Here is a 25564-nt window from a genome sequence, read left to right on the forward strand (position 1 = left end):
CATACTCTGTCTAAGCGCACTGTCTGCGGTTGCGCTACCCCTCCGTCGTGTTATCATCAGGGCAGACCGGTTACATCCCCCTAACAAGTAAACCTGTCATTTTTCCGCTGCAGGCATGCTGTCGGTAGCGTGAATTATCCAGGGCACGTTAAAAGAGAAACACTATCATGACGGATAAATTGACCTCCCTTCGTCAGTTCACCACTGTCGTAGCTGACACCGGAGATATCGCGGCAATGAAGCTGTACCAGCCGCAGGATGCCACCACCAACCCTTCTCTGATCCTTAACGCCGCACAGATCCCTGAGTATCGCAAACTGATTGACGACGCAGTGACCTGGGCGAAAGCACAGAGCAACGACCGCGCGCAGCAGGTTGTTGATGCCACTGATAAACTGGCCGTGAACATTGGTCTGGAAATTCTGAAACTGGTTCCTGGCCGCATCTCTACCGAAGTTGACGCACGTCTCTCCTACGACACCGAAGCGTCTATCGCCAAAGCAAAACGTCTGATCAAAATGTACAACGATGCCGGCATCAGCAATGACCGCATCCTGATCAAACTGGCGTCAACCTGGCAGGGTATTCGTGCAGCTGAACAGCTGGAAAAAGACGGTATCAACTGTAACCTGACGCTGCTGTTCTCCTTCGCACAGGCGCGTGCATGTGCGGAAGCCGGCGTATACCTGATTTCTCCATTCGTTGGCCGTATTCTGGACTGGTACAAAGCCAACACGGATAAGAAAGAGTACGCGGCATCTGAAGATCCAGGCGTCGTTTCCGTGACCGAAATCTACGAATACTACAAACAGCACGGTTATGAGACTGTGGTGATGGGCGCAAGCTTCCGTAACGTAGGTGAAATCATCGAACTGGCTGGCTGTGACCGCCTGACCATCGCCCCGGCACTGCTGAAAGAGCTGGCTGAAAGCGAAGGTGCTATCGAGCGTAAACTGTCCTACACCGGTGAAGTGAAAGCGCGTCCGGAGCGCATCACTGAATCTGAGTTCCTGTGGCAGCATAACCAGGATCCAATGGCTGTAGATAAACTGGCGGACGGTATCCGTAAGTTTGCTATCGACCAGGAAAAACTGGAAAAAATGATCGGCGACCTGCTGTAATCATTCTGCGTGACCGGGTCCCCGGTCACGCTACTTCTTTCGTACTCTGTCTGAATTTCCCCTCTGCGTGTATCATTCCCTTTAATCAGTACTTTTTTGAATGGAATGGATATGAATACCTTACGCATCGGCTTAGTGTCGATTTCTGACCGCGCCTCCAGCGGTGTTTATCAGGATAAAGGCATCCCCGCGCTGGAAGAATGGCTGGGCAGTGCGTTGACAACCCCCTTTGAGATCCAGACCCGCCTGATCCCTGACGAACAGCCAATTATCGAACAGACACTCTGTGAGCTGGTGGATGAGATGAGCTGCCACCTGGTATTGACCACGGGAGGCACCGGGCCCGCGCGCCGGGACGTCACTCCGGATGCCACGCTGGCGGTTGCCGATCGTGAGATGCCTGGCTTCGGTGAGCAGATGCGCCAGATCAGTCTACACTTTGTCCCGACGGCGATCCTCTCCCGTCAGGTCGGGGTAATCCGCAAGCAGGCATTGATTCTGAATTTGCCGGGCCAGCCGAAGTCCATCAAAGAGACGCTTGAAGGACTGAAAGCGGAAGATGGCAGCGTGATCGTGCACGGGATTTTTGCAAGTGTACCGTATTGTATACAGTTGCTTGACGGTCCGTATGTGGAGACCGATGAGAAAGTGGTAGCAGCTTTTCGTCCGAAAAACGCTCGTCGCGAGACAATCTCCTGAAATTAATCAATATGTGACATTAGCTGAAGCGACGGTGGCGTGGTAAGGGTTTTACGGTATAGTAATTTTTTCTTTACGTTTGCTGTAAAAATAAATCCACAACACAAGCCGAATGGTTCGCTATGTCACATAACACCCGACCTCTGAATCGACAGGACTATAAAACCCTCACGCTCGCGGCCTTAGGCGGTGCGCTGGAGTTTTACGACTTTATCATCTTCGTCTTCTTCGCCGCCGTGGTGGGGGAGCTTTTCTTCCCGGCAGATATCCCGGAGTGGTTGCGCCAGGTGCAAACCTTCGGCATTTTTGCCGCCGGGTATCTGGCACGACCGCTGGGTGGCATTGTGATGGCCCACTTTGGTGACCTGGTCGGGCGTAAGAAGATGTTCACGCTCAGCATTTTACTGATGGCCGTGCCGACGCTGGCCATTGGTCTGCTGCCCACTTACGCCTCAATGGGCATTGTTGCTCCGCTGCTGCTGTTGCTGATGCGCATTCTTCAGGGGGCGGCAATTGGCGGCGAAGTGCCGGGGGCCTGGGTGTTTGTGGCGGAGCATGTGCCGGCGCGCCGCATCGGCATCGCCTGTGGAACCTTAACGGCGGGGCTGACTGTCGGTATCCTCCTCGGTTCAGTGGTGGCCACTATCGTGAATACCAGCATGACGCAACAGGCGGTTCACGACTGGGGATGGCGCGTACCGTTCCTGCTCGGCGGGGCGTTTGGCCTGGTGGCGATGTATCTTCGCCGCTGGCTGCAGGAGACACCCATTTTCCTTGAGATGCAGCAGCGCAAGGCGCTGGCGCAGGAGTTGCCGGTAAAAGCCGTGGTGGTGCGCCACCGAAGCGCGGTTGTGGTGTCGATGCTGCTCACCTGGCTGCTGTCGGCGGGCATCGTGGTCGTTATCTTAATGTCTCCGGTATGGCTGCAAAAGCAGTACGGTTTTGCGCCGGCGGTAACGTTGCAGGCAAACAGTATCGCCACCATTATGCTCTGCTTTGGCTGTCTGGCCGCGGGGCTGGCCGTTGATCGTATCGGTGCCGGCCTGACTTTCATCATCGGCAGCCTGCTGCTGGCTGCGTCGAGCTGGGCGTTTTACCACCTGGCAGGCAGCCATCCTCAACAGCTGTTCCTGCTCTACGGTACGGTCGGGCTGTGCGTGGGGGTTGTCGGTGCAGTGCCGTATGTGATGGTGCGAGCTTTTCCGCCAGAGGTCCGCTTCACCGGGATCTCTTTTTCCTATAACGTCTCTTACGCCATCTTTGGCGGGCTGACGCCGATTGCGGTCACGGTGTTGATGGGAGTATCCCCGATGGCACCCGCCTGGTATGTGCTCGCGCTGTCGGTGATGGGGCTGGTGTTAGGCATTTGGCTTCGGCAGAAACAGGGATGTCGTGCCCGCGAGGCGGACACGACAGATGGATCAGTGTTTTTCACCAATCGGTAGAATGGTGCGGTCAAACTGCTCGTTCAGCACTTCACCCATTGCCAGGTAGATAGCGCTTGCGCCGCACACCAGACCAATCCAGCCGGCAATATGCACGATGCTTTCGTTATCCACGAGGTGGCCGATCGCCAGCAGGGCGAACAGCACGGTCAGGCTCAGGAAAACAAACTGCAGTGCGCGGTTACCTTTCAGGGTGCCGAAGAACATAAACAGCGTGAAGACGCCCCACAGACCAAGGTAAACGCCCAGGAAATGTGCGTTTGCCGCGTCTGCCAGGCCCATTTTAGGCATCAGCAGGATCGCGACCAGGGTCAGCCAGAAAGAACCATAAGAGGTAAATGCGGTTAAGCCGAAGGTGTTGCCTTTCTTATATTCCAGCAGGCCCGCGAAGATTTGCGCGATACCGCCGTAAAAAATGCCCATCGCCAGGATAATGCCATCCATCGGGAACATCCCGATGTTGTGCAGGTTCAGCAGGATAGTGGTCATGCCAAAACCCATCAGGCCCAGCGGAGCCGGATTAGCCAACTTAGTGTTGCCCATAAGTCCTCAAAAAAATCATCATTAATATGGTGAAATGGTTAAACCCGCGTCAGTTCTCCCTGACGGGGCGCGGCATCATAATGGGCGCAATCAATGCCGTCTATGATCTCATCAGGGTGAAATTAAAAATTTTTTTTACCGTTCCCCCTTGATGGACGCTGGCGCGACCCCATCTTGTAGTCAACCGCAGTGTGTGGACCTGAAAAAAATCAATTGTGGGCAGTTGAAAAAGCACGTTCTGCCCTTATTACAGGTACACAACCACATGTTGACTGAATTTTAAGTGGAGACGTTTAGATGGGTAAAATTATTGGTATCGACCTGGGTACTACCAACTCTTGTGTAGCGATTATGGATGGCACTACCGCACGCGTGCTGGAGAACGCCGAGGGCGATCGCACCACGCCTTCTATCATTGCTTATACCCAGGATGGTGAAACTCTGGTTGGTCAGCCGGCTAAACGTCAGGCAGTGACAAACCCGCAAAATACCCTGTTTGCGATTAAACGCCTGATTGGCCGCCGCTTCCAGGACGAAGAAGTTCAGCGTGACGTTTCTATCATGCCTTACAAAATCATCGCAGCAGATAACGGCGATGCATGGCTTGATGTGAAAGGCACCAAAACGGCACCACCGCAGATCTCTGCGGAAGTGCTGAAAAAAATGAAGAAAACCGCAGAAGATTACCTGGGTGAACCGGTAACTGAAGCTGTTATCACCGTTCCTGCTTACTTCAACGATGCTCAGCGTCAGGCAACGAAAGATGCTGGCCGTATTGCAGGTCTGGAAGTAAAACGTATCATCAACGAACCAACCGCAGCGGCACTGGCTTACGGTCTGGATAAAGAAGTTGGCAACCGTACTATCGCGGTTTACGACCTGGGTGGTGGTACTTTCGATATCTCTATTATCGAAATCGACGAAGTTGATGGCGAAAAAACCTTCGAAGTTCTGGCAACCAACGGTGATACCCACCTGGGTGGTGAAGACTTCGATACCCGTCTGATCAACTACCTCGTTGACGAGTTTAAGAAAGATCAGGGCATTGACCTGCGTAACGACCCGCTGGCAATGCAGCGCCTGAAAGAAGCCGCTGAGAAAGCGAAGATCGAACTGTCTTCCGCTCAGCAGACCGACGTGAACCTGCCGTATATCACTGCAGACGCGACCGGTCCTAAACACATGAACATTAAAGTGACCCGTGCGAAACTGGAAAGCCTGGTAGAAGACCTGGTGAACCGTTCCATCGAGCCACTGAAAGTCGCTCTGCAGGATGCTGGACTGTCCGTGTCTGATATCAACGACGTTATCCTCGTCGGTGGCCAGACCCGTATGCCAATGGTTCAGAAGAAAGTGGCTGAATTCTTTGGTAAAGAGCCACGTAAAGACGTTAACCCGGACGAAGCAGTGGCTATCGGTGCTGCCGTTCAGGGTGGTGTGTTGACGGGTGATGTGAAAGACGTTCTGCTGCTGGACGTTACCCCGCTGTCTCTGGGTATCGAAACCATGGGCGGTGTGATGACGGCGCTTATCACCAAAAACACCACTATCCCTACTAAGCACAGCCAGGTGTTCTCTACTGCTGAAGACAACCAGTCTGCAGTAACCATCCATGTGCTGCAGGGTGAGCGTAAGCGTGCGGCGGATAACAAGTCACTGGGTCAGTTCAACCTGGATGGCATCAACCCGGCGCCACGCGGTATGCCGCAGATCGAAGTAACCTTCGATATCGATGCTGACGGTATCCTGCACGTTTCCGCGAAAGACAAAAACAGCGGTAAAGAGCAGAAGATCACCATTAAGGCCTCTTCCGGTCTGAACGAAGAAGAGATCCAGAAAATGGTTCGTGAAGCAGAAGCGAACGCGGAATCTGACCGTAAGTTCGAAGAGCTGGTTCAGACCCGCAACCAGGGCGACCATCTGCTGCACAGCACCCGTAAGCAGGTTGAAGAAGCCGGCGATAAACTGCCAGCTGAAGACAAAACGGCTATCGAAGCTGCACTGAGCGCGCTGGAAACGTCTCTGAAAGGCGAAGACAAAGCGGATATCGAAGCGAAGATGCAGGAGCTGGCACAGGCTTCTCAGAAGCTGATGGAAATCGCTCAGCAGCAGCACGCCCAACAGCAGGCTGGCGCTGACGCTTCTCAGAACAACGCGAAAGACGACGACGTTGTCGACGCTGAGTTCGAAGAAGTGAAAGACAAAAAATAATCGCCCTGATGCAGGGTAATTAATCGGCACGGGCGTAGGAGAACTCTCCACGCCCGTGCTCGCATGTTAAGGGGCTTAAAAAAACCAATGGCAAAGCAAGACTATTACGAGATTTTAGGCGTTCCGAAAACTGCGGAAGAGCGTGAAATCAAAAAGGCGTATAAGCGCCTGGCCATGAAATTCCACCCGGACCGCAACCAGGGTGACAAAGAGGCTGAAGCCAAATTTAAAGAGATCAAAGAAGCCTACGAAGTCCTGACCGATGCACAGAAACGTGCGGCCTATGACCAGTACGGCCACGCAGCCTTCGAACAAGGCGGCATGGGCGGCGGTGGATTCGGTGGCGGCGGCTTTGGCGGCGGCGCTGACTTCAGCGATATCTTTGGCGATGTTTTCGGCGACATTTTTGGCGGCGGTCGTGGCCGTCAGCGCGCGGCGCGCGGCGCCGACCTGCGCTACAACATGGATCTGACGCTGGAAGAGGCCGTACGTGGCGTCACCAAAGAGATCCGTATTCCGACGCTGGAAGAGTGTGACGTTTGCCACGGCAGCGGCGCGAAAGCAGGCACCCAGCCGCAAACCTGTCCAACCTGTCACGGTTCCGGTCAGGTGCAGATGCGTCAGGGCTTCTTCGCCGTGCAGCAGGCGTGTCCGCACTGTCATGGTCGCGGTACGCTGATTAAAGACCCCTGCACAAAATGCCACGGTCATGGTCGCGTTGAGAAAACCAAGACGCTGTCCGTTAAAATCCCGGCAGGCGTGGACACGGGCGACCGTATCCGTCTGGCAGGTGAAGGTGAGGCCGGCGAGCACGGTGCACCGGCAGGCGATCTGTACGTTCAGGTTCAGGTCAAGCAGCACGCCATCTTTGAGCGTGAAGGCAACAACCTGTACTGTGAAGTGCCCATCAACTTCGCCATGGCGGCACTCGGTGGCGAAATTGAAGTGCCAACGCTTGATGGTCGCGTCAATCTGAAGGTTCCAGGCGAAACCCAGACCGGCAAGCTGTTCCGCATGCGTGGTAAAGGTGTTAAATCCGTTCGCGGTGGTGCGCAGGGCGACCTGCTGTGCCGCGTGGTGGTTGAAACCCCGGTTGGCCTGAACGACAAGCAGAAACAGCTGCTGAAAGAGCTGCAGGAAAGTTTTGGCGGCCCGACGGGTGAGAAAAACAGCCCGCGCTCCAAAAGCTTCTTCGATGGCGTCAAAAAATTCTTCGACGATTTGACCCGCTGATCCGTTAGCTGGTGTTCATCTCAAAAAGCCCGGAAGCGATTTCGGGCTTTTTCTTTTTGTAGCTGTCCTCATGGCTATCATTCGGTAAAACTGAATATATACTCAACATTAATCTGCTTTTGCCGAGCTGTTTGGCCTGGTATTATGGTTTTACCGAAGTATTGCTGTAAGAGAGAGCCTACGTGAAATTAATACACCGTTTTTTTAGCAGTGAAGCATCAGGCGGCATCATCCTGATTATTGCCGCTGCGGCCGCGATGGCGCTGGCCAATATGGGGTTCACACGCGACTTTTACCACGCGTTTCTGGAAACTCCCGTCGAGCTAAAAGTCGGGGCGCTGGAAATTAACAAGAACATGCTGCTGTGGATCAACGATGCACTGATGGCCGTGTTTTTCCTGCTGGTAGGACTGGAGGTTAAGCGTGAGCTGGTCCTGGGCTCGCTTGCCAGCCGTCAGCGTGCTGCGTTCCCGGTGATTGCCGCATTCGGGGGGATGGTCATTCCGGCGTTGCTCTTCCTGGCGTTCACCTGGCAGGATCCGGTATCGCGTCATGGCTGGGCTATTCCGGCAGCAACGGATATCGCGTTTGCCCTGGGTGTGCTGGCCTTGTTGGGAAGCCGCGTGCCGGTGGCACTGAAAATCTTCCTGATGGCGCTGGCGATCATTGATGACCTGGGCGCGATTGTCATTATTGCGCTGTTCTACACCAGCGACCTGTCGATCCTGTCGTTGAGCGTTGCCGCAGGAGCGATTGCGGTACTGGCGCTGTTGAACATTTGCAACGTGCGTCGCATCGGGATCTACGTGCTGGTGGGGATGGTGCTGTGGACCGCGGTACTGAAATCAGGCGTGCACGCTACGCTCGCTGGGGTCATCGTCGGCTTCTTCGTTCCGCTTAAGCCGCAGGAGGGGAAATCGCCTGCCAAACAGCTGGAGCATGTACTGCACCCGTGGGTCGCCTTTATGATCCTGCCGCTGTTTGCTTTCGCTAATGCAGGCGTTTCGCTGGAAGGGGTAACCCTTGAGGGACTGACCTCAATGTTGCCGCTGGGCATTATTGCCGGACTGTTTATTGGTAAGCCGCTGGGTATTAGCCTGTTCTGCTGGCTCGCGCTGAAGCTGAAGCTGGCGTCACTGCCGCACGGTACCACGTTTAAACAGATCATGGCGGTGGGCGTGCTGTGTGGCATTGGGTTTACCATGTCGATCTTTATCTCAACGCTGGCTTTTGGTGCCCATGCGCCTGAGCTTATCGTCTGGGCGAAGCTGGGTATCCTTATCGGATCGTTACTGGCCGCAGTCACTGGCTATACCTTATTGAAGGTCAAACTGTCCGGACCGGTCGTTCAGGCATAACAGGAAACCGGGAGAAGAACACCTTCTCCCGCTACACGATCAGGGAGCGAAGACACGATGTCTCATTTGAATTACAACCACCTTTACTACTTCTGGCACGTCTATAAGCAGGGCTCGGTCGTGGGGGCGGCAGAGGCGCTCTACCTGACGCCGCAGACCATCACCGGGCAAATCAAAGCGCTGGAAGAGCGGCTGCAGGGCAAGCTCTTTAAGCGCAAGGGCCGTGGGATTGAGCCAAGTGAGCTGGGCGAACTGGTTTTCCGCTACGCGGATAAGATGTTCACCTTAAGCCAGGAGATGCTGGATATCGTTAACTACCGCAAAGAGTCAAACCTGCTCTTTGACGTCGGCGTGGCGGATGCGTTGTCAAAACGGCTGGTCAGCGGCGTGCTGGATGCGGCGGTGGTCGAAGATGAGCAAATCCACCTGCGCTGTTTTGAGTCCACGCACGAGATGCTGCTGGAGCAGCTGAGCCAGCATAAGCTGGATATGATTATCTCGGACTGCCCGATCGACTCTACGCAGCAGGAAGGGCTGTTCTCGGTGAAGATTGGCGAATGCGGGGTCAGCTTCTGGTGCATTAACCCGCCGCCGGAAAAACCGTTTCCTGCCTGTCTGGAGGAGCGTCGTTTGCTGGTGCCAGGCCGGCGTTCCATGCTTGGGCGCAAACTGCTGAACTGGTTTAACTCTCAGGGACTGAAGGTGGAGATCCTCGGCGAGTTTGACGATGCGGCGCTAATGAAAGCCTTCGGGGAGGCGCATAACGCCATCTTCGTTGCACCGACGCTGTACGTGCACGATCTCTATTCAGATAACAAGATTACGGAGATTGGCCGGGTCGATAACGTGATGGAGGAGTATCACGCGATATTTGCAGAAAGGATGATTCAACATCCGGCGGTACAGCGCATCTGTAACCGCGACTACTCGGCGCTGTTTACGCCACCGGCAATCTGAAGATATAAAAAAACCCGCGTTAAGCGGGTTCTTTTAAAACAAGCAACAACAAGTGGCGATTAAGCCAGTTTGTTGATCTGCGCGGTCAGGTTTGCTTTATGACGCGCTGCTTTGTTTTTGTGGATCAGACCTTTAGCAGCCTGACGATCCACGATTGGTTGCATTTCATTAAATGCGTTCTGCGCAGCAGCTTTGTCGCCAGCTTCGATAGCTGCGTATACTTTCTTGATGAAAGTACGCATCATAGAGCGACGGCTTGCATTGTGCTTACGAGCCTTTTCAGACTGGATAGCACGTTTCTTAGCTGATTTGATATTAGCCAAGGTCCAACTCCCAAATATGATCTATGTGGACAATTCAAAGGCCGAGGAATATGCCCTCTATACCTTCTTTTGTCAATGGATTTGTGCAAATAAGCGCCGTTGATTGGCGACGCTACGTTACGTAGTGATGGCGCAGGATTCTACCAGCTTGTCGCTCGTGAATACAGCTTTTCGGCACAAAAAACGCAGTTCACGGGCAGATTTTTTTGCTGTGAAAGGTCAGCCTGATGAAATCATTACGGCTTTCTGTTTTGCGCGAACAATCGCCGGTTAACCTTAACCGCTGTACAAGGTATACTTTGGCGATTTTCACTGTTTTGAGCCAGACATGAAGCTGATACGCGGCATACATAATCTCAGCAGAGCACCGCACGGGTGCGTGCTGACCATTGGTAATTTCGACGGCGTGCATCGTGGTCATCAGGCGCTGCTGCAGGGATTGCGTAAAGAAGGGGAGGCGCGTGGCCTGCCCGTTGTAGTGATGATTTTTGAGCCGCAGCCGCTGGAGCTGTTTGCCGGCGATAAATCACCGGCTCGCCTCACTCGCCTGCGCGAGAAGTTGCGCTACCTGGCAGAGTCCGGGGTGGACTACGTATTGTGCGTGCGTTTCGATCGCCGCTTTGCCGCGCTCACAGCACAAAATTTCGTCAGTGACCTGCTGGTCAGGCGCCTTGGCGTGCAGTTTCTGGCCGTGGGGGATGATTTCCGCTTTGGCGCTGGTCGTCAGGGCGATTTCTTGCTATTACAGAAGGCTGGCCTCGAGTACGGCTTTGATGTCACCAGCGCAATGACCTTTTGCGAAGGCGGCGTCCGGGTTAGCAGCACTGCGGTGCGTCAGGCGCTGGCCAACGATGAACTGGATACGGCGGAAACGCTGCTGGGACATCCGTTTAGCATTTCAGGTCGTGTGGTCCATGGCGATGCGCTGGGCCGCACCATAGGTTTCCCGACGGCGAATATACCGCTACGTCGTCAGGTCTCCCCGGTTAAAGGGGTATATGCGGTGGAAGTGGCTGGTCTGGGCGATAAACCGTATTTCGGTGTCGCCAATATTGGCACACGTCCTACAGTCGCTGGTGTCCGTCAACAATTAGAAGTGCACCTGCTGGACGTTGTAATGGACCTTTATGGTCGCCATATAGATGTGATACTGCGTAAAAAAATACGCAATGAGCAGCGATTTGCTTCGCTGGATGAACTAAAGGCGCAAATCGCGCGAGATGAATTAACGGCCCGCGAGTTTTTTGGGCGAGTAAACCCGGCTTAAATGCCTACGTGAAAAATACGGAACCGAGAATCTGATGAGTGACTATAAATCAACCCTGAATTTGCCGGAAACAGGGTTCCCGATGCGCGGCGATCTCGCCAAGCGCGAACCGGGAATGCTGGCGCGTTGGACCGATGATGACCTGTACGGCATCATCCGTGCAGCCAAAAAAGGCAAAAAAACCTTCATTCTGCATGATGGCCCTCCATATGCGAATGGCAGCATTCATATTGGTCACTCTGTAAACAAGATTCTGAAAGACATTATCGTGAAGTCCAAAGGCCTCGCGGGATATGACTCGCCTTACGTTCCGGGCTGGGACTGCCATGGTCTGCCAATTGAACTGAAAGTTGAGCAAGAGTTTGGTAAGCCGGGTGAGAAGTTCACCGCGGCAGAATTCCGCGCAAAATGTCGCGAATACGCGGCTACGCAGGTTGACGGTCAGCGTCAGGACTTTATCCGCCTGGGCGTGCTGGGTGACTGGTCACGTCCGTACCTGACCATGGACTTCAAAACCGAAGCCAACATCATCCGTGCGCTGGGTAAAATCATCGGTAACGGCCATCTGCACAAAGGCGCGAAGCCGGTGCACTGGTGCGTGGACTGCCGTTCTGCGCTGGCAGAAGCGGAAGTGGAGTATTACGACAAAACCTCTCCGTCTATCGACGTGGCCTTCCACGCGGTCGATCAGGAGGCGGTGAAAGCCAAATTTGGCGTGACCTCTGTCAACGGCCCCATCTCGCTGGTTATCTGGACCACCACCCCGTGGACACTGCCAGCAAACCGCGCGATCTCCCTGTCCGGCGAGTTCGAGTACGCGCTGGTGCAGGTTGATGGTCAGGCGCTGATCCTGGCGAAAGATCTGGTCGAAAGCGTGCTGAAACGCGCGAACATCGCCGACTACACCGTGCTGGGCACCGTGAAAGGTGACGCGCTGGAGCTGATGCGCTTCAAACACCCGTTCCTGGGCTTCGATGTGCCGGCGATTCTGGGCGATCATGTGACGCTGGATGCGGGTACCGGTGCGGTACATACCGCCGGTGGCCACGGTCCTGACGACTACAGCATCAGCCTGAAATACGGTCTTGAAATCGCTAACCCGGTGGGTCCTGACGGCTCTTACCTGCCTGGCACCTACCCGGCGCTGGACGGTATCAACGTCTTCAAAGCGAACGACATCATCGTTGACATGCTGCGCACCAGCGGCGCGCTGCTGCACGTTGAGAAAATGCAGCACAGCTATCCGTGCTGCTGGCGTCACAAATCTCCGATCATCTTCCGTGCGACCCCACAGTGGTTCATCAGCATGGATCAGAAAGGCCTGCGCGAGCAGTCCCTGAAAGAGATCAAAGGCGTGCAGTGGATCCCGGACTGGGGTCAGGCGCGTATCGAATCCATGGTCGCTAACCGTCCTGACTGGTGTATCTCCCGTCAGCGTACCTGGGGCGTGCCAATGTCTCTGTTCGTGCACAAAGAGACACAGGAACTGCACCCGAACACCCTGGCGCTGATGGAAGAAGTCGCGAAGCGTGTTGAAGTTGACGGCATTCAGGCATGGTGGGATCTCGATTCCCGCGACATCCTGGGCGCTGATGCAGACAACTACGAGAAAGTGCCTGATACCCTGGACGTGTGGTTTGACTCCGGTTCAACGCACGCGTCTGTTGTTGACGTGCGTCCGGAATTTGCCGGCCACGCGGCAGATATGTATCTGGAAGGTTCTGACCAACACCGTGGCTGGTTCATGTCATCGCTGATGATTTCCACCGCCATGAAAGGTAAAGCACCGTATCGCCAGGTGCTGACCCACGGTTTCACCGTGGATGGTCAGGGCCGTAAGATGTCTAAATCGATCGGTAACACCGTCTCTCCGCAGGACGTGATGAACAAACTGGGCGCGGACATTCTGCGTCTGTGGGTTGCTTCTACCGACTATACCGGCGAAATGGCGGTGTCGGACGAGATCCTGAAACGTGCTGCCGACAGCTATCGTCGTATCCGTAACACTGCGCGCTTCCTGCTGGCGAACCTGAACGGGTTCGATCCGCTAAAAGATATGGTGAAACCGGAAGAGATGGTGGTGCTGGATCGCTGGGCGGTAGGCTGCGCGAAAGCGGCACAGGAAGATATCCTGAAGGCTTACGAATCTTATGATTTCCACGAAGTGGTGCAGCGCCTGATGCGCTTCTGCTCCATCGAGATGGGCTCGTTCTACCTCGACATCATCAAAGACCGCCAGTACACCGCGAAAGCGGACAGTGTGGCGCGTCGTAGCTGCCAGACTGCGCTGTTCCACATCGCAGAAGCGCTGGTTCGCTGGATGGCACCGATCATGTCCTTCACCGCAGATGAAATCTGGGGTTACCTGCCAGGCGACCGTGAGAAGTATGTCTTCACCGGCGAGTGGTATGAAGGTCTGTTCGATCTCTCCAGCACCGAAGCGATGAACGATGCCTTCTGGGACGAGCTGCTGAAAGTGCGTGGCGAAGTGAACAAGGTTATCGAGCAGGCGCGTGCTGACAAGAAAGTCGGCGGCTCGCTGGAAGCGGCAGTTACCCTGTACGCCGAGCCAGAGCTGGCGGCGAAACTGACGGCGCTGGGCGATGAATTACGATTTGTCCTGTTGACCTCCGGTGCGAAAGTTGCGGATTATGCCCAGGCGTCTGCTGATGCACAGCAGAGCGAACTGCTCAAAGGACTGAAAGTCGCACTGAGCAAAGCCGAAGGTGATAAATGCCCGCGTTGCTGGCATTACACCACTGATGTCGGCCAGGTGGCGGAACACGCAGATATCTGCGGACGCTGTGTCAGCAACGTCGCCGGTGACGGCGAGAAACGTAAGTTTGCCTGATGAGTAAAACTCTCTGTTCAACAGGACTGCGCTGGCTGTGGCTGGTGGTGGTAGTGCTGATTATCGATCTGGGTAGCAAGTTCCTGATCCTCCAGAATTTTGCTCTGGGGGAGACGGTGTCGCTGTTCCCGTCGCTTAACCTGCATTACGCACGTAACTACGGTGCGGCGTTTAGTTTCCTTGCTGACAGCGGTGGCTGGCAGCGCTGGTTCTTTGCAGGTATCGCTATCGGTATCTGTGTGGTGCTATCGCTGCTGATGTACCGTTCGAAGGCAACACAAAAGCTAAATAACATCGCCTATGCGCTGATTATCGGTGGCGCGCTGGGCAACCTGTTTGATCGCCTGTGGCACGGCTTTGTGGTCGATATGATCGACTTCTATGTCGGCGACTGGCACTTCGCGACCTTTAACCTCGCCGACAGCGCAATTTGCATCGGCGCGGCGTTAATCGTGCTGGAAGGCTTCTTGCCGAACGCGGCCGCGAAGAAACAGGCTTAAATGTAAATGCCGGGTGGCGCATGCGCCCCCGGCCTACAGAATGTCTGGCCTGCCGTCTCTTACCGGTGGGTCAAAACAAGCGAGCAATTTGCATGTCTAAATCCGTACAGAGCAACAGCGCGGTTCTCGTTCATTTCACGCTGAAACTGGATGATGGCTCCACGGCTGAATCCACCCGCAATAACGGCAAACCCGCCCTGTTTCGTCTCGGCGACACCTCCCTGTCTGAAGGTCTTGAGCAACAGCTGCTTGGCCTGAAAGAAGGCGAGAAAAAGGCATTTTCGCTGGAGCCGGATGCCGCGTTTGGCGTGCCAAGCCCGGACCTTGTTCAGTACTTCTCGCGCCGCGAGTTTATGGATGCAGGTGAGCCGGAAATCGGGGCGATCATGCTCTTTACCGCTATGGATGGCAGCGAAATGCCTGGCGTGATCCGCGAAATCAATGGTGACTCCATCACCGTTGACTTCAACCATCCGCTTGCCGGGCGCACCGTCCATTTTGATATTGAAGTGCTGGAGATCGATCCGGTACTGGAGGCCTGAAATGCAGATCCTGTTGGCTAACCCGCGCGGCTTTTGCGCCGGTGTAGACCGCGCTATCAGCATTGTTGAAAACGCGCTCGAGATTTACGGCGCGCCGATTTATGTGCGTCACGAAGTGGTGCATAACCGTTATGTCGTCGACAGCCTGCGCGAGCGTGGCGCGATCTTCATTGAGCAGATCAGCGAAGTGCCTGACGGCGCGATCCTGATTTTCTCCGCACACGGGGTTTCTCAGGCGGTGCGTAACGAAGCGAAAAGCCGCGATCTGACCGTGTTCGACGCCACCTGCCCATTAGTGACCAAAGTGCATATGGAAGTGGCGCGCGCCAGCCGTCGTGGTGAAGAGTCGATCCTGATTGGCCATGCCGGCCACCCGGAAGTCGAAGGTACCATGGGCCAGTACAGCAACCCGGAAGGGGGGATGTACCTGGTGGAGTCGCCGGAAGATGTGTTTACGCTGAACGTCAAAAATGAAACGCGTCTCTCGTTTATGACCCAGACGACGCTCTCCGTTGACGATACGTCGGACGTGATTGACGCCCTGCGCCAGCGCTTCCCGAAAATCGTCGGCCCGCGTAAGGACGACATTTGCTACGCCACCACCAATCGCCAGGAAGCGGTGCGTGCTCTGGCTGAACAGGCGGACGTGGTGCTGGTTGTCGGTTCGAAAAATTCCTCTAACTCCAATCGTCTGGCTGAACTTGCGCAGCGAATGGGGAAAGCGGCCTATCTGATTGATGATTCCAGCGATATCCAGGAAGCATGGGTGAAAAACGTGGCCTGTGTCGGGGTAACCGCCGGCGCCTCGGCTCCGGATATCCTGGTGCAGAACGTGATTTCCCGTCTGCAGGAACTGGGCGGCGGCGAAGCGGTCCCGCTGGAAGGACGCGAAGAGAATATTGTTTTCGAGGTCCCGAAAGAGCTGCGTATCGACGCACGCGAAGTCGAGTAAGTTTCCTCGCGCATGACCCGAATGCCGGCCACGTCAGTGGCCGGCATTTTTATTGCTGATTAACTGTGATTCACCTGACACATTGCGCCTTTGATGCGCAGGTTAATCATTTAAATTGTTATGCTGGGCGGGTTGTTCTCCTCGGGCCGGAGAAGACGATGACTTCAGATATTATCCTGCCGCCTCTGGTGGCCTGGGCCAGTGGAACACTTGCCCGCGGCGCACTTATTCTTAAATCCACACGCCTTGCCGATCTCAATGGTTTGTTTGCCGATCGAGACGCCTGGGCACAATGCGATCCGCATCAGACGGTGTATGACGTCGAAATGCTGGAATCGCCTGCACAGGAAGGGGCGTTGTTTGTCGGCGTTACCCATTTACTTGCAGGTAAAATTGGCCGGGAATTCTTTATGACCCGCGGCCATTTTCATCAACGTCGTGAACAGGGCGAAGTCTATTTTGGACTGCGGGGAAGTGGCCTGCTTTTACTCCAGACGACATCCGGCGAAACCCGTCTGGAGTGCGTGATGCCGGGATCCGTCCATATTATTGCGCCTTTTACCGCCCACCGTTTAATCAATACCGGTGAGACCACGCTCTCTTCACTCGCGGTCTGGCCCGCCGTCGCCGGACACGACTATGCCGCGTTACCCCACGGTTTTGCCGTGCGGGTATTGGCCACTGACGGTGGCTGGGAGGTTCAGAATGGATAACTTTGGGCTCGACATGACCATCACCCGGCACCCGCTGGGGTTCAGCTACGGTGAGGACGTCACTGGCCCGATGCCAGAGATCCGTAAGCTTGATGAGATCCGCGCGTCGTTACGGGACCCTGACTGCTCAGGGCCGGAAGACGTTTATGCTATCGCGATGGATGTCGCCCGTCTGGCAGACCGGCAGGAGCTGAAAAAACGCATGCTGCTGTTTGGGGTCGTGACTTACGCGACGGGAACGCTGGGTGAAGAGCCGATCCGCAGCCAGGGGCATGTTCACCGTAAAAGCCGTCACAGCGGCTGGTCTCCGCCCGAGCTGTATGAAATCTGGCAGGGGCGCGCCATTATCTATATGCAGGAGTATGTTGCGGACGATCCCGGGCGCTGTTTCGCCGTACTGGCCGGGCCGGGCGAAAAGGTGCTGGTTCCGCCTGGCTGGGGGCATGCCACTATCTCTGCCTCGCCGGATGAACCGCTGACTTTCGGTGCGTGGTGCGACAGGGAATATGGTTTTGAATATGATGCCGTGCGGGCGCGTAAAGGACTGGCCTGGTATCCGCTGCTGCAGGGGAGCCATATCATCTGGCAGCACAACACGCATTATCTGCCGGGGCGGCTACAGATGATCACACCGCGTCGCTACAGCGAATTCGGCCTGACGGATGAGCCTGTCTATACGCAATTTATTGCCGATCCTGCTCGCTTTCAGTTTATCTCTCGCCCGGATAAAGTGGCCGAACTGTGGCATAACTTCCACCCATAAAAAACCGGGGCATTGCCCCGGCTGTCTTATCCGGCAAACAGACCTGATGCGACGCCCAGCGCCGCCAGCGCAAGCAACACAATCATGGCCCTGACCGGGGAGACGCCACGTTTTGCCATCAGATACCAGGTGCCCAGAACCACCAGAAGCGGTAATAACTGCGGGAAGATACCGTCAAGCATCTGCTGAACATGGATGTTAACCCCGTCACGGGTGATAAATTCCAGTCCGGTGCCCAGCTTAACGTAGCTTGCCGCCACGCCGCCCATCACAAATACACCCAGCAGAGACAAAGCTTCGCGCAGTCGCGTTGACTTGCTGCTCACCAGCATCTCGACCGATCCTGAGCCCATCTGGTAGCCTTTCAGAAACAGAAACCAGGATCCCGGGATAATGATGGCCAGCCAGGCGACGGTGTAGAACAACGGGCCAAGAACATTTCCTCCGGCGGCAAGCGCCATACCGATGCTCAGTAAAATGGGGATCAGCATGCCGGGGATCATTGAGTCACCAATCCCCGCGATTGGTCCCATCAGCCCCACCTTCAGGGTATTGATCGTTTCGCCATCAATGGGCTCGCCGTTGGCTTTTTTCTCTTCCAGCCCAAGCGCCATACCGTTTACGATGGCACCGATCTGCGGCTCCGTGTTGTAAAACGAGGCGTGTCTGCGCAGCATCTCGGTGCGCTGGGCGGCATCCGGGTAGAGTTTTTTGGCGACCGGTAACATGCTCAGACAGAAGCCGAACGATTCCAGACGCTCGAAGCTCATCGAAGAGAGGTTATGCATCATCCACGCTCGCCAGCAGCGGCGCAGATCTTTTCGGGTCAGTTTACGGTCTTCCATCAGAATTCATCCTCATCGTCGGCGGGCCTACCCGGCGTGACAGCCTGCGGCGCTTCCGGCTTGTAGTTGTAATGAATTAACGCCAGCAGGGCGCCCACAATCACCAGTGCCACCATGTTGAGCTTCAGGAACACAATGCATATGAAGCCCACCAGGAAGTAGATCAGCATGCTGTAGCTTTTGATGATCTGCTTAAGCAGGATGGCGATCCCAACGGCCGGTAAGATGCCCCCCAGCACGTTCATGGTCGAAAGCACGATGCCGGGCAGACTGTCCATAAACCCGCTGATGTACTGCGCGCCAAAATAGACGGCGATAAACGTCGGCACAAAGCGCAGAACAAAGTTCATCACCTGCGGCCAGACCGCGCTGTTAAGATAAATTCCGCGCTCATCCCCGAGCTCAAGCGCCACGTCGGCGCGGTGGTTCCAGAATGAGTTCAATACCATCATGGCGTTAAACAGGATCGTTCCGGCAATGCCAATGGTCGCCGCCAGCGCCACGGCCACCTCTGGCCCTTTGCCCGACAGAATCCCCAGCGCGATAGCAGGATAAGCGACAAAATTGAGATCGGCAGGCATTGAACCGCCGGGGGTGACCATCGCGATATAAACGGCCTGCACCGCCACACCAATCATGATCCCGGTTTTAACGTCGCCCAGAATCAGGCCCACCAGCATCCCCGAAACCAGCGGGCGGGAGATGAGATACCAGCCGCCCGTCAGGCCAAACAGCCAGGGACTACTGAGTGCACCGAGATAGCAAAGCAGACCGATGAGAGAAGCTTCGAAAATCATCATGCGCTCCTTATTTCAGTTTTTGCCGGGCGTCCTGCCAGCTGTAAAAACTGGCATCGGGCACCAGACGAAACTCGATGGCATGCCCCTGTTCAGTCAGCCAGTCAAAGGCTGCTGCCTCCTCTGGCGTTACGGACTGATTAGGGCCAATGGTGATGGTGTTGGCGCGGGCACTCATTGGCCCGACGTTAATTTTGCCATTGCCGCTCTTCAGGCTTATGCCTGCCTGTTCAAGACGTTGCAGGGTGACAGGCGATTTGCCAATCACGAAGTAGCGCTTATCGCTGGCAATCACTTTCGGCAGCTTTTCGATGGCGGTCAGGGTATCGAACAGCCACACTCTGGTATCTGACACCGCGCCTTTCATTACCGACGAGAGCAGCGGATCGGCCGCGACGGCATCGTCAATTGCCACGATGCCATCACAGGGCAGCTCTTTGGCCCAGCGTGTGACGAGCTGCCCGTGGATCACCCGGTCGTCAATACGTACAAACGAAATGCTCATATAAGCTCCTTAGAAATCGTCGTTCTGGGCGGATTCCACCCGTTTTGCCTGAACCAGGGTGGGCTGCGTTAATGCGATGAGCTGCGCGGCGGCGGCATGGACATCCCGGGCCATCAGAATGTCGTCGGTGAGCAAGAGCATGGGGAAGTTGACTCCTGCCACCACGGCGACCGGCGGATGCGTCTGGGGATTAAACGCGTATTCACAGGCCACATTCCACGGCGTTCCGCTCTGCATATCGCACAGGACGACGATGCCGTCTGCGCCCGCACCTGCGCGGTGGTATGCCGCAGCGAAATCATGGCGAAACCCCGCTATGCCAGCCTGTGCATTCAGACATACCGCCTGTCGATGAGGAAGATCGCCATACACCATTTTTCCGCTTTCCAGCAGGGCGGTGGCCAGCGGGCCGTGTGTCGCCACAATAATGTGAATCATGGTTAACCTCTTACCCAGGCTTTAATGGTGGCAATGGATTTACCGCAGCTCGGCCCTGACGGAGAAATACGGTATTCGCCTGCGTCAGCGGGGACGATAAACGTTTCTGCGTAGTGCACGACGAACGGGGCGAATGCGCCGCCGGGGCTGTCTACCGTCGCCTCTTCACCTTCAACAAGATTAAGGACATTCACGCCTCCGTGGGGGGAGTGCGTCACCGGTTCACTGAACCAGTGGCGACGCGTTTCGATGAATTCACGCTCGTGAAGCCCGGTCCGCTCTTCGCGCCAGCCGGTGCCTTCGCCGAGGGGTTCACACTGATTCACAAGATGCTGTTCTATCCACTGCGTATCGCGTTGCCAGTCGATCACCTTTTCGCCATGCGCCAGATGAACCGGGCGGGGCTGCCCATCCATTCCCAGCCGACCCCAGTCCCAGAGCTTGAAGGTGAAAATGTAAGGCGTGGCGCTGATCTCAAGTACCACGGTTCCTGCTCCAGAACAGTGAACCGTACCGGCGGGGATCAAAAAATGATCGTGCTTGTTCGCCGCAAGATGATTGACGAAGCGGGCGTCGTCGAACGGCTTTTCACCGCGGCTGGCCCGTCTGAGGTCGTCCATCATCGCTTCGGGCCGGGTACCCGTTCGGGTCCCCAGATACACCTGAGCCCCTGGCTCTGCCTCAAGGATGTAATAGCTCTCATCCTGGGTGTAATGCATACCAAAATGCTGCTGTATGTACTCCGTGGTCGGATGCACCTGAAAACTCAGGTTCTGCCCGCCGAGGGTATCTAGCAGATCAAAGCGGATGGGAAATTCCGCACCAAAACGGGCATGCACTTTTTCACCCAGCAGCGCCCGGGGATGCAGCAGCACCAAATCCTGAGAGGGGATCTCGATCCGCACCGCGCCGTAACGAAGCAACAGGCTGTTTTCCTCGGGCACGCAGTCAAAACACCATGCGTAGTTAGGCGCAGAGGGATCGAGATCGAATTTCTGTTTCATCCATTGTCCGCCCCAGACGCCGGGGTCGAAAAAGGGCACCACACGAAAAGGACGTTGGGTGGTATGTTGCAACCCGGCGCGCAGCGCATCGCCGCCGACCATCGCCGGATTATCCGCCTGGGTGGTATCGAGGAGATAATCAGTACGCCGTAGCAGCGGGGTTTTGTGACGATCGAATACGCGCCATTCAATGAAAAAGGCGCGTTTGTAGCGACGCAGAATATCCTCGTGTTGGTTCGCCGCGCCCCAGTTAGCCAGTTCACCGCTGCGCATGCGCTGCTGGATCTCCCAGCGCGGTAAATCGGCGTAGACCAGAATATCGCCTGCATTAACCAGCGCGGCACCCGGCCCGTAAATAACGATTATCCCTTCGCGGCACAGTTCGACCTGCGCCTGCAACGCCTCGCGTTTCACCGGGTCGATGAATTCCTCGAGCTGGTGGCAGGAGAGCACGCCGAAGACGCGGTCGTCAGTGAGATGTCGGGCCAGCAGCCGGCTTAAAGCGTGTTCGTCGAGACGCATCTGTTCGGCATTGAGCGTCAGCGTGGCCCCCAATGCTGGCAGCAGTTTTGTCTCCAGTTCCTCCAGCCTGACGCCAGGGTAGCAGTCAATGACCAGCACGGTGCGTGTATATTGACCCGCTCTGTGGGTAAGCTCGCGCACAATCGCGTCCCAGCCCTGCCAGGCACAATCGTCATACCCCTCTACTGCGACTTCCGGGAATTTATCGTAAGTTGCCATCTTTTCTCTCCGTCTTCGTTGCTTAAGGTTATTCGATTAACCTTGTTTGGGAAGGGTGATTAACGCGATTAACCCGCCAGTTCTGGCGATAAGTGGCGAAAAGGGGGCCATTATGTGAAGAGGCTCACGCGCAAAAGTGCAAAATTGAGGTTATTCGATTAATCTGATGTGAACGACAAGGAGCGATCATGACGGGTATCACGCTGGCTGATGTGGCAAAACGCGCCGGGGTTTCAACCGCCACCGTATCAATGGTGCTGTGTAATAAAGGGCGGATCTCGCAACGGACCCGGGAGCGCGTACTTCAGGCGCTGGATGAATCGGGCTATGTTTACAATCAGACGGCAGCCAACCTGCGAAACCGCAGCAGTAATCAGGTGGGACTCCTGTTGCATGACATCACGAACCCTTTTTATGGCGAAATGACGGCAGGTCTAAGCCATGAGATGGAACGCCACGACCTTCTGCTGTTTCTGGCAAACAGCGAAGAGTCGTCCGAGCGACAGCAAAAGTTTGTGGATTCGCTGATGCGTAACAACGTCTGTGGCATGGTGCTGTGTGCCGCGCGAGAAACCCCGCAGGCCTTTTTCGATGGTCTTAAGCGACGCAATATTCCGGCAATTATGGTCGTGCGACCGCTAAACGATCCGGACTTTGATTTTGTGGGAACCGATAACTTCCTTGGCACGCAAATGGCGACAGAGCATCTTCTGAGGATGGGGCATCGTCAGATTGCCTTTATCGGCGGTAGCCTGAATTCGGGGTCTCGCGCTCAGCGTATCGGCGGATTTACCAGTAAATTACTGGAGTATGGTGTGACGCCGAATCCCGAATGGATCGTCACCTCACAGGCAAGCCAGAGTGATGGCGCGCGCGTGGCGGAAGCGTTGTTGATGAACCATCCGCAGATTACCGCGGCAGTGTGTTATCAGGACATTGTTGCCCTTGGCGTTATGCAGTGTTTACGCAAAATGGGACGCGAGCCGGGACGCCATTTTGCCCTGGTGGGCTTTGACGATATTACCGAGGCCGGGCTGGTACAGCCTGCACTGACTACCGTCTCCGTTGCCGCGAAGGAGATAGGGCGTAAGGCCGGCGAGCTGCTTTTCAGCCGGATACAGGGGAACCGGGAGCCGGCGAAACGCATTATTTTACCGCCCGCGCTGGTGGTCCGCGAATCATGCGGTTTTCGCTGAAGATTATGCCTTTTGCTGATATTTCTTCCTGTTTATCATTAAATTCTAATTATCGTCGTTTTCAGTTGGCAGCATCTGCAAAGGCTGGTTAATCTGAAAACGGTTTACATCATTTTAACGTAAGAGAATAACTATGCATGATGCACAGATCCGTGTCGCCATTGCGGGCGCGGGTGGACGTATGGGTCGCCAGCTGATTCAGGCGGCACTACAGATGGATGGCGTGGCACTGGGCGCGGCGCTGGAGCGTGACGGCTCATCGTTGCTTGGCGCTGACGCGGGTGAGCTGGCGGGCGCGGGTAAGACAGGCGTTACCGTGCAGAGCAGCCTGGAGGCGGTAAAAGATGACTTTGATGTGTTCATCGATTTTACCCGTCCGGAAGGCACGCTCACGCATCTGGCATTTTGCCGTCAGCACGGTAAAGGAATGGTGATCGGCACCACCGGTTTTGATGATGCCGGGAAGCAGGCCATTCAGGATGCCTCACACGAGATTGCGATTGTCTTCGCCGCAAACTTTAGCGTGGGGGTGAACGTCATGCTGAAGCTGCTGGAGAAGGCAGCGAAGGTCATGGGCAGTTATACCGACATTGAGATTGTTGAAGCGCACCATCGTTATAAAGTCGACGCGCCATCCGGTACGGCGCTCGCGATGGGGGAAGCGATTGCTCATGCACTGGATAAAGATTTGAAAGACTGCGCGGTCTACACCCGTGAAGGGCACACCGGTGAACGTGTTCCCGGCACGATTGGTTTTGCTACCGTCCGCGCGGGCGATATCGTCGGCGAACATACGGCGATGTTCGCCGATATTGGGGAACGCGTCGAGATTACGCATAAGGCATCCAGCCGGATGACGTTTGCAAATGGCGCTGTACGCTCCGCCTTGTGGTTAAAAGGCAAGGGAAATGGTCTTTTTGATATGCGAGATGTGCTCGATCTCAACAATTTGTAACCGTTATTACCCATCGTGATGTGGTTATTGCAGTCGTAATGCTTTGATTGCATAGGGCAATATTTTATTGCCCTTTTATTTTATGTATTTCATGATGATTTCCTGAATTTACACACTAAAGTTCATCTTTTCTTCATGTTTTGTGTTATCTGAATGTAAATTTTGACCGTCTGGTCCACTTTTTGATACCACGAAGCGGTCTTTCCCATTAAACTTGCCGCGCAAGCGTTTCCCGCAGTGATTTACCTGATCTTTTTGCCGCTTAAGCTCTCCTTGCTCTCTCAGGCTCGCAAAAGAATATGACAAATCTCCGTTTTAAGTTGACTTTTAGCTACCAAATCCCCAGAATGCCGCCGTTTGCCAAAAATCCGCTGGCAACACATTTGCATTGATTCATGACGCGGTTATGAATTAATATGCAAATAAAGTGAGTGAATATTCTCTGGAGGGTGTTTTGATTAAGTCAGCGCTATTGGTTCTGGAAGACGGAACCCAGTTTATCGGTCGGGCCATAGGGGCAACGGGTTCGGCGGTTGGGGAAGTCGTTTTCAATACTTCAATGACCGGTTATCAAGAAATCCTCACTGATCCTTCCTATTCTCGCCAAATCGTTACTCTTACTTATCCTCATATCGGCAATGTCGGCACCAATGCTGCTGACGAAGAATCCTCTCAGGTACATGCGCAAGGCCTGGTCATTCGCGACCTGCCGCTGATTGCCAGCAACTACCGCAATACCGAGGACCTCTCTTCCTACCTGAAGCGCCATAACATCGTGGCGATTGCTGATATCGATACCCGTAAGCTGACGCGTCTGCTGCGCGAGAAGGGTGCACAAAACGGTTGTATCATCGCAGGAGATAACCTCGATGCAGCCCTGGCGCTGGAAAAAGCGAAAGCTTTCCCGGGTCTGAACGGCATGGACCTGGCGAAAGAAGTGACCACAGCAGAAGCCTACAGCTGGACGCAGGGAAGCTGGACGCTGGCGGGAGACCTGCCGGAAGCGAAAAAAGAGAGCGACCTGCCATTCCACGTGGTGGCGTACGATTTTGGTGCCAAGCGCAACATCCTGCGTATGCTGGTCGACCGCGGCTGCCGCCTGACGGTCGTCCCGGCGAAAACCTCTGCTGAAGAGGTACTGAAGATGAATCCGGACGGTATCTTCCTGTCCAACGGTCCTGGCGACCCGGCACCGTGCGATTACGCTATCGACGCCATCAAATCCTTCCTGGAAACCGATATCCCGGTATTCGGCATTTGTCTGGGTCATCAGCTGCTGGCGCTGGCGAGCGGTGCTAACACAGTGAAGATGAAGTTCGGTCACCACGGTGGGAACCACCCGGTGAAAGATATCGATAACAACACGGTAATGATTACGGCACAGAACCACGGCTTCGCAGTGGATGAGGCGTCAATGCCTGCTAACCTGCGCGTGACCCACAAGTCTCTGTTCGATGGCACCCTGCAGGGGATTCATCGTACCGATAAGCCAGCGTTCAGCTTCCAGGGCCACCCTGAAGCCAGCCCGGGCCCGCACGATGCCGCGCCGCTGTTCGATCACTTCATCGAACTTATTGAGCAATACCGTAAGACCGCTAAATAATC

General features: G+C 55.2%; 24 protein-coding genes and 1 pseudogene. 18 read left to right on the forward strand and 7 right to left on the reverse strand.

The annotated features are described in order from the left end of the window. The first annotated feature begins 167 nt into the window (after positions 1-167). The 3 genes from tal to ACMVME_RS11500 all read left to right on the forward strand — a co-directional run bounded on the left by tal (position 168) and on the right by ACMVME_RS11500 (position 3265). Positions 168-1121, forward strand: coding sequence for a transaldolase (gene tal, locus ACMVME_RS11490; RefSeq protein WP_014168563.1), 954 nt, complete (start codon positions 168-170; stop codon positions 1119-1121). A gap of 111 nt (positions 1122-1232) precedes the next feature. Beyond that, positions 1233-1820, forward strand: a complete 588-nt coding sequence (gene mog, locus ACMVME_RS11495; protein ID WP_020882540.1) for a molybdopterin adenylyltransferase — start codon at positions 1233-1235, stop codon at positions 1818-1820. Positions 1821-1942: 122 nt separating this feature from the next. Continuing rightward, on the forward strand, positions 1943-3265 hold the full coding sequence (locus tag ACMVME_RS11500; RefSeq protein ID WP_068795223.1) for an MFS transporter: 1323 nt from the start codon (positions 1943-1945) through the stop codon (positions 3263-3265). On the opposite strand, the gene satP is transcribed toward ACMVME_RS11500, so the two are convergent. Then, complete coding sequence (gene satP, locus ACMVME_RS11505; RefSeq protein WP_020882542.1) at positions 3242-3808, reverse strand: acetate uptake transporter; 567 nt, start codon at positions 3806-3808, stop codon at positions 3242-3244. The two genes, ACMVME_RS11500 and satP, sit on opposite strands and share 24 nt — an antisense overlap. Positions 3809-4105: 297 nt before the next feature. Here satP and dnaK point away from each other — a divergent pair, with 297 nt between their 5' ends. The 4 genes from dnaK (at position 4106) to nhaR (ending at position 9567) form a co-directional block, all read left to right on the forward strand. Continuing rightward, positions 4106-6019, forward strand: coding sequence for a molecular chaperone DnaK (gene dnaK / locus ACMVME_RS11510; protein WP_014168568.1), 1914 nt, complete (start codon positions 4106-4108; stop codon positions 6017-6019). Between the two features lie 87 nt (positions 6020-6106). Beyond that, on the forward strand, positions 6107-7252 hold the full coding sequence (gene dnaJ, locus ACMVME_RS11515; RefSeq protein ID WP_020882543.1) for a molecular chaperone DnaJ: 1146 nt from the start codon (positions 6107-6109) through the stop codon (positions 7250-7252). Positions 7253-7434: 182 nt separating this feature from the next. Continuing rightward, the gene (gene nhaA / locus ACMVME_RS11520; RefSeq protein WP_014168571.1) at positions 7435-8610 is read left to right on the forward strand and encodes a Na+/H+ antiporter NhaA; all 1176 of its coding nucleotides are present in this window, start codon (positions 7435-7437) and stop codon (positions 8608-8610) included. A gap of 57 nt (positions 8611-8667) precedes the next feature. Further along, positions 8668-9567: a transcriptional activator NhaR gene (gene nhaR / locus ACMVME_RS11525; protein WP_014168572.1), complete on the forward strand. Its 900-nt coding sequence runs from the start codon at positions 8668-8670 to the stop codon at positions 9565-9567. A 59-nt stretch (positions 9568-9626) separates the two neighbouring features. On the opposite strand, the gene rpsT is transcribed toward nhaR, so the two are convergent. Then, a complete protein-coding gene (gene rpsT / locus ACMVME_RS11530; protein WP_008502037.1) occupies positions 9627-9890 on the reverse strand; it encodes a 30S ribosomal protein S20 in 264 nt (87 codons plus the stop codon). Positions 9891-9992: 102 nt separating this feature from the next. Here rpsT and ACMVME_RS11535 point away from each other — a divergent pair. The 8 genes and pseudogenes from ACMVME_RS11535 to ACMVME_RS11570 all read left to right on the forward strand — a co-directional run bounded on the left by ACMVME_RS11535 (position 9993) and on the right by ACMVME_RS11570 (position 17478). Continuing rightward, positions 9993-10211 (forward strand): annotated as a pseudogene (locus tag ACMVME_RS11535) (DUF2575 domain-containing protein). Between the two features lie 7 nt (positions 10212-10218). Continuing rightward, positions 10219-11157: a bifunctional riboflavin kinase/FAD synthetase gene (ribF, locus tag ACMVME_RS11540; protein WP_014168574.1), complete on the forward strand. Its 939-nt coding sequence runs from the start codon at positions 10219-10221 to the stop codon at positions 11155-11157. A gap of 34 nt (positions 11158-11191) precedes the next feature. Continuing rightward, positions 11192-14008 (forward strand): isoleucine--tRNA ligase, encoded by a 2817-nt coding sequence (gene ileS / locus ACMVME_RS11545; RefSeq protein ID WP_068795221.1) that lies wholly within the window; start codon positions 11192-11194, stop codon positions 14006-14008. Then, the gene (gene lspA, locus ACMVME_RS11550) at positions 14008-14508 is read left to right on the forward strand and encodes a signal peptidase II (RefSeq protein WP_020882545.1); all 501 of its coding nucleotides are present in this window, start codon (positions 14008-14010) and stop codon (positions 14506-14508) included. Before ileS ends, lspA begins: the two co-directional genes overlap by 1 nt. Positions 14509-14600: 92 nt before the next feature. Further along, a complete protein-coding gene (gene fkpB, locus ACMVME_RS11555) occupies positions 14601-15050 on the forward strand; it encodes an FKBP-type peptidyl-prolyl cis-trans isomerase (protein ID WP_020882546.1) in 450 nt (149 codons plus the stop codon). A gap of 1 nt (position 15051) precedes the next feature. Next, a complete protein-coding gene (gene ispH / locus ACMVME_RS11560; protein WP_020882547.1) occupies positions 15052-16002 on the forward strand; it encodes a 4-hydroxy-3-methylbut-2-enyl diphosphate reductase in 951 nt (316 codons plus the stop codon). Between the two features lie 158 nt (positions 16003-16160). Beyond that, complete coding sequence (locus ACMVME_RS11565; protein WP_068795220.1) at positions 16161-16715, forward strand: glucose-6-phosphate isomerase family protein; 555 nt, start codon at positions 16161-16163, stop codon at positions 16713-16715. Further along, on the forward strand, positions 16708-17478 hold the full coding sequence (locus tag ACMVME_RS11570) for a glucose-6-phosphate isomerase family protein (RefSeq protein WP_020882549.1): 771 nt from the start codon (positions 16708-16710) through the stop codon (positions 17476-17478). Before ACMVME_RS11565 ends, ACMVME_RS11570 begins: the two co-directional genes overlap by 8 nt. Positions 17479-17504: 26 nt before the next feature. On the opposite strand, the gene ACMVME_RS11575 is transcribed toward ACMVME_RS11570, so the two are convergent. From ACMVME_RS11575 to ACMVME_RS11595, 5 genes are read right to left on the reverse strand one after another with little or no spacing between them, the layout of a single operon-like run. Then, the gene (locus ACMVME_RS11575; RefSeq protein WP_040018597.1) at positions 17505-18323 is read right to left on the reverse strand and encodes a PTS system mannose/fructose/sorbose family transporter subunit IID; all 819 of its coding nucleotides are present in this window, start codon (positions 18321-18323) and stop codon (positions 17505-17507) included. Further along, positions 18323-19120: a PTS mannose/fructose/sorbose/N-acetylgalactosamine transporter subunit IIC gene (locus ACMVME_RS11580; protein ID WP_025205460.1), complete on the reverse strand. Its 798-nt coding sequence runs from the start codon at positions 19118-19120 to the stop codon at positions 18323-18325. Before ACMVME_RS11580 ends, ACMVME_RS11575 begins: the two co-directional genes overlap by 1 nt. Before the next feature lie 10 nt (positions 19121-19130). Then, positions 19131-19625: a PTS system mannose/fructose/N-acetylgalactosamine-transporter subunit IIB gene (locus tag ACMVME_RS11585; protein ID WP_047955032.1), complete on the reverse strand. Its 495-nt coding sequence runs from the start codon at positions 19623-19625 to the stop codon at positions 19131-19133. A gap of 9 nt (positions 19626-19634) precedes the next feature. After that, complete coding sequence (locus tag ACMVME_RS11590) at positions 19635-20063, reverse strand: PTS sugar transporter subunit IIA (protein WP_068795219.1); 429 nt, start codon at positions 20061-20063, stop codon at positions 19635-19637. Positions 20064-20065: 2 nt separating this feature from the next. Beyond that, a complete protein-coding gene (locus ACMVME_RS11595) occupies positions 20066-21808 on the reverse strand; it encodes a class I mannose-6-phosphate isomerase (protein ID WP_068795218.1) in 1743 nt (580 codons plus the stop codon). Positions 21809-21996: 188 nt separating this feature from the next. Between ACMVME_RS11595 and ACMVME_RS11600 the strand changes: the two genes are divergently transcribed. The 3 genes from ACMVME_RS11600 (at position 21997) to carA (ending at position 25562) form a co-directional block, all read left to right on the forward strand. Further along, a complete protein-coding gene (locus tag ACMVME_RS11600) occupies positions 21997-23004 on the forward strand; it encodes a LacI family DNA-binding transcriptional regulator (protein WP_020882554.1) in 1008 nt (335 codons plus the stop codon). Between the two features lie 133 nt (positions 23005-23137). Then, positions 23138-23959 (forward strand): 4-hydroxy-tetrahydrodipicolinate reductase, encoded by an 822-nt coding sequence (gene dapB, locus ACMVME_RS11605; protein ID WP_047955034.1) that lies wholly within the window; start codon positions 23138-23140, stop codon positions 23957-23959. A 454-nt stretch (positions 23960-24413) separates the two neighbouring features. Continuing rightward, on the forward strand, positions 24414-25562 hold the full coding sequence (carA, locus tag ACMVME_RS11610; RefSeq protein ID WP_020882556.1) for a glutamine-hydrolyzing carbamoyl-phosphate synthase small subunit: 1149 nt from the start codon (positions 24414-24416) through the stop codon (positions 25560-25562). Positions 25563-25564 lie beyond the last annotated feature (2 nt).

Source organism: Enterobacter cloacae complex sp. 2024EL-00711 (assembly GCF_047529885.1).
GTDB classification, from domain to species: Bacteria; Pseudomonadota; Gammaproteobacteria; order Enterobacterales; family Enterobacteriaceae; genus Enterobacter; species Enterobacter ludwigii.

Bases quoted from the DNA above. Each gene is read 5' to 3' on its own strand.
- tal (WP_014168563.1), top strand. From the start codon at position 168: ATGACGGATAAATTGACCTCCCTTCGTCAGTTCACCACTGTCGTAGCT.
- mog (WP_020882540.1), top strand. From the start codon at position 1,233: ATGAATACCTTACGCATCGGCTTAGTGTCGATTTCTGACCGCGCCTCC.
- ACMVME_RS11500 (WP_068795223.1), top strand. From the start codon at position 1,943: ATGTCACATAACACCCGACCTCTGAATCGACAGGACTATAAAACCCTC.
- satP (WP_020882542.1), bottom strand. From the start codon at position 3,808: ATGGGCAACACTAAGTTGGCTAATCCGGCTCCGCTGGGCCTGATGGGT.
- dnaK (WP_014168568.1), top strand. From the start codon at position 4,106: ATGGGTAAAATTATTGGTATCGACCTGGGTACTACCAACTCTTGTGTA.
- dnaJ (WP_020882543.1), top strand. From the start codon at position 6,107: ATGGCAAAGCAAGACTATTACGAGATTTTAGGCGTTCCGAAAACTGCG.
- nhaR (WP_014168572.1), top strand. From the start codon at position 8,668: ATGTCTCATTTGAATTACAACCACCTTTACTACTTCTGGCACGTCTAT.
- ribF (WP_014168574.1), top strand. From the start codon at position 10,219: ATGAAGCTGATACGCGGCATACATAATCTCAGCAGAGCACCGCACGGG.
- ileS (WP_068795221.1), top strand. From the start codon at position 11,192: ATGAGTGACTATAAATCAACCCTGAATTTGCCGGAAACAGGGTTCCCG.
- lspA (WP_020882545.1), top strand. From the start codon at position 14,008: ATGAGTAAAACTCTCTGTTCAACAGGACTGCGCTGGCTGTGGCTGGTG.
- fkpB (WP_020882546.1), top strand. From the start codon at position 14,601: ATGTCTAAATCCGTACAGAGCAACAGCGCGGTTCTCGTTCATTTCACG.
- ispH (WP_020882547.1), top strand. From the start codon at position 15,052: ATGCAGATCCTGTTGGCTAACCCGCGCGGCTTTTGCGCCGGTGTAGAC.
- ACMVME_RS11565 (WP_068795220.1), top strand. From the start codon at position 16,161: ATGACTTCAGATATTATCCTGCCGCCTCTGGTGGCCTGGGCCAGTGGA.
- ACMVME_RS11570 (WP_020882549.1), top strand. From the start codon at position 16,708: ATGGATAACTTTGGGCTCGACATGACCATCACCCGGCACCCGCTGGGG.
- ACMVME_RS11575 (WP_040018597.1), bottom strand. From the start codon at position 18,323: ATGGAAGACCGTAAACTGACCCGAAAAGATCTGCGCCGCTGCTGGCGA.
- ACMVME_RS11580 (WP_025205460.1), bottom strand. From the start codon at position 19,120: ATGATTTTCGAAGCTTCTCTCATCGGTCTGCTTTGCTATCTCGGTGCA.
- ACMVME_RS11585 (WP_047955032.1), bottom strand. From the start codon at position 19,625: ATGAGCATTTCGTTTGTACGTATTGACGACCGGGTGATCCACGGGCAG.
- ACMVME_RS11590 (WP_068795219.1), bottom strand. From the start codon at position 20,063: ATGATTCACATTATTGTGGCGACACACGGCCCGCTGGCCACCGCCCTG.
- ACMVME_RS11595 (WP_068795218.1), bottom strand. From the start codon at position 21,808: ATGGCAACTTACGATAAATTCCCGGAAGTCGCAGTAGAGGGGTATGAC.
- ACMVME_RS11600 (WP_020882554.1), top strand. From the start codon at position 21,997: ATGACGGGTATCACGCTGGCTGATGTGGCAAAACGCGCCGGGGTTTCA.
- dapB (WP_047955034.1), top strand. From the start codon at position 23,138: ATGCATGATGCACAGATCCGTGTCGCCATTGCGGGCGCGGGTGGACGT.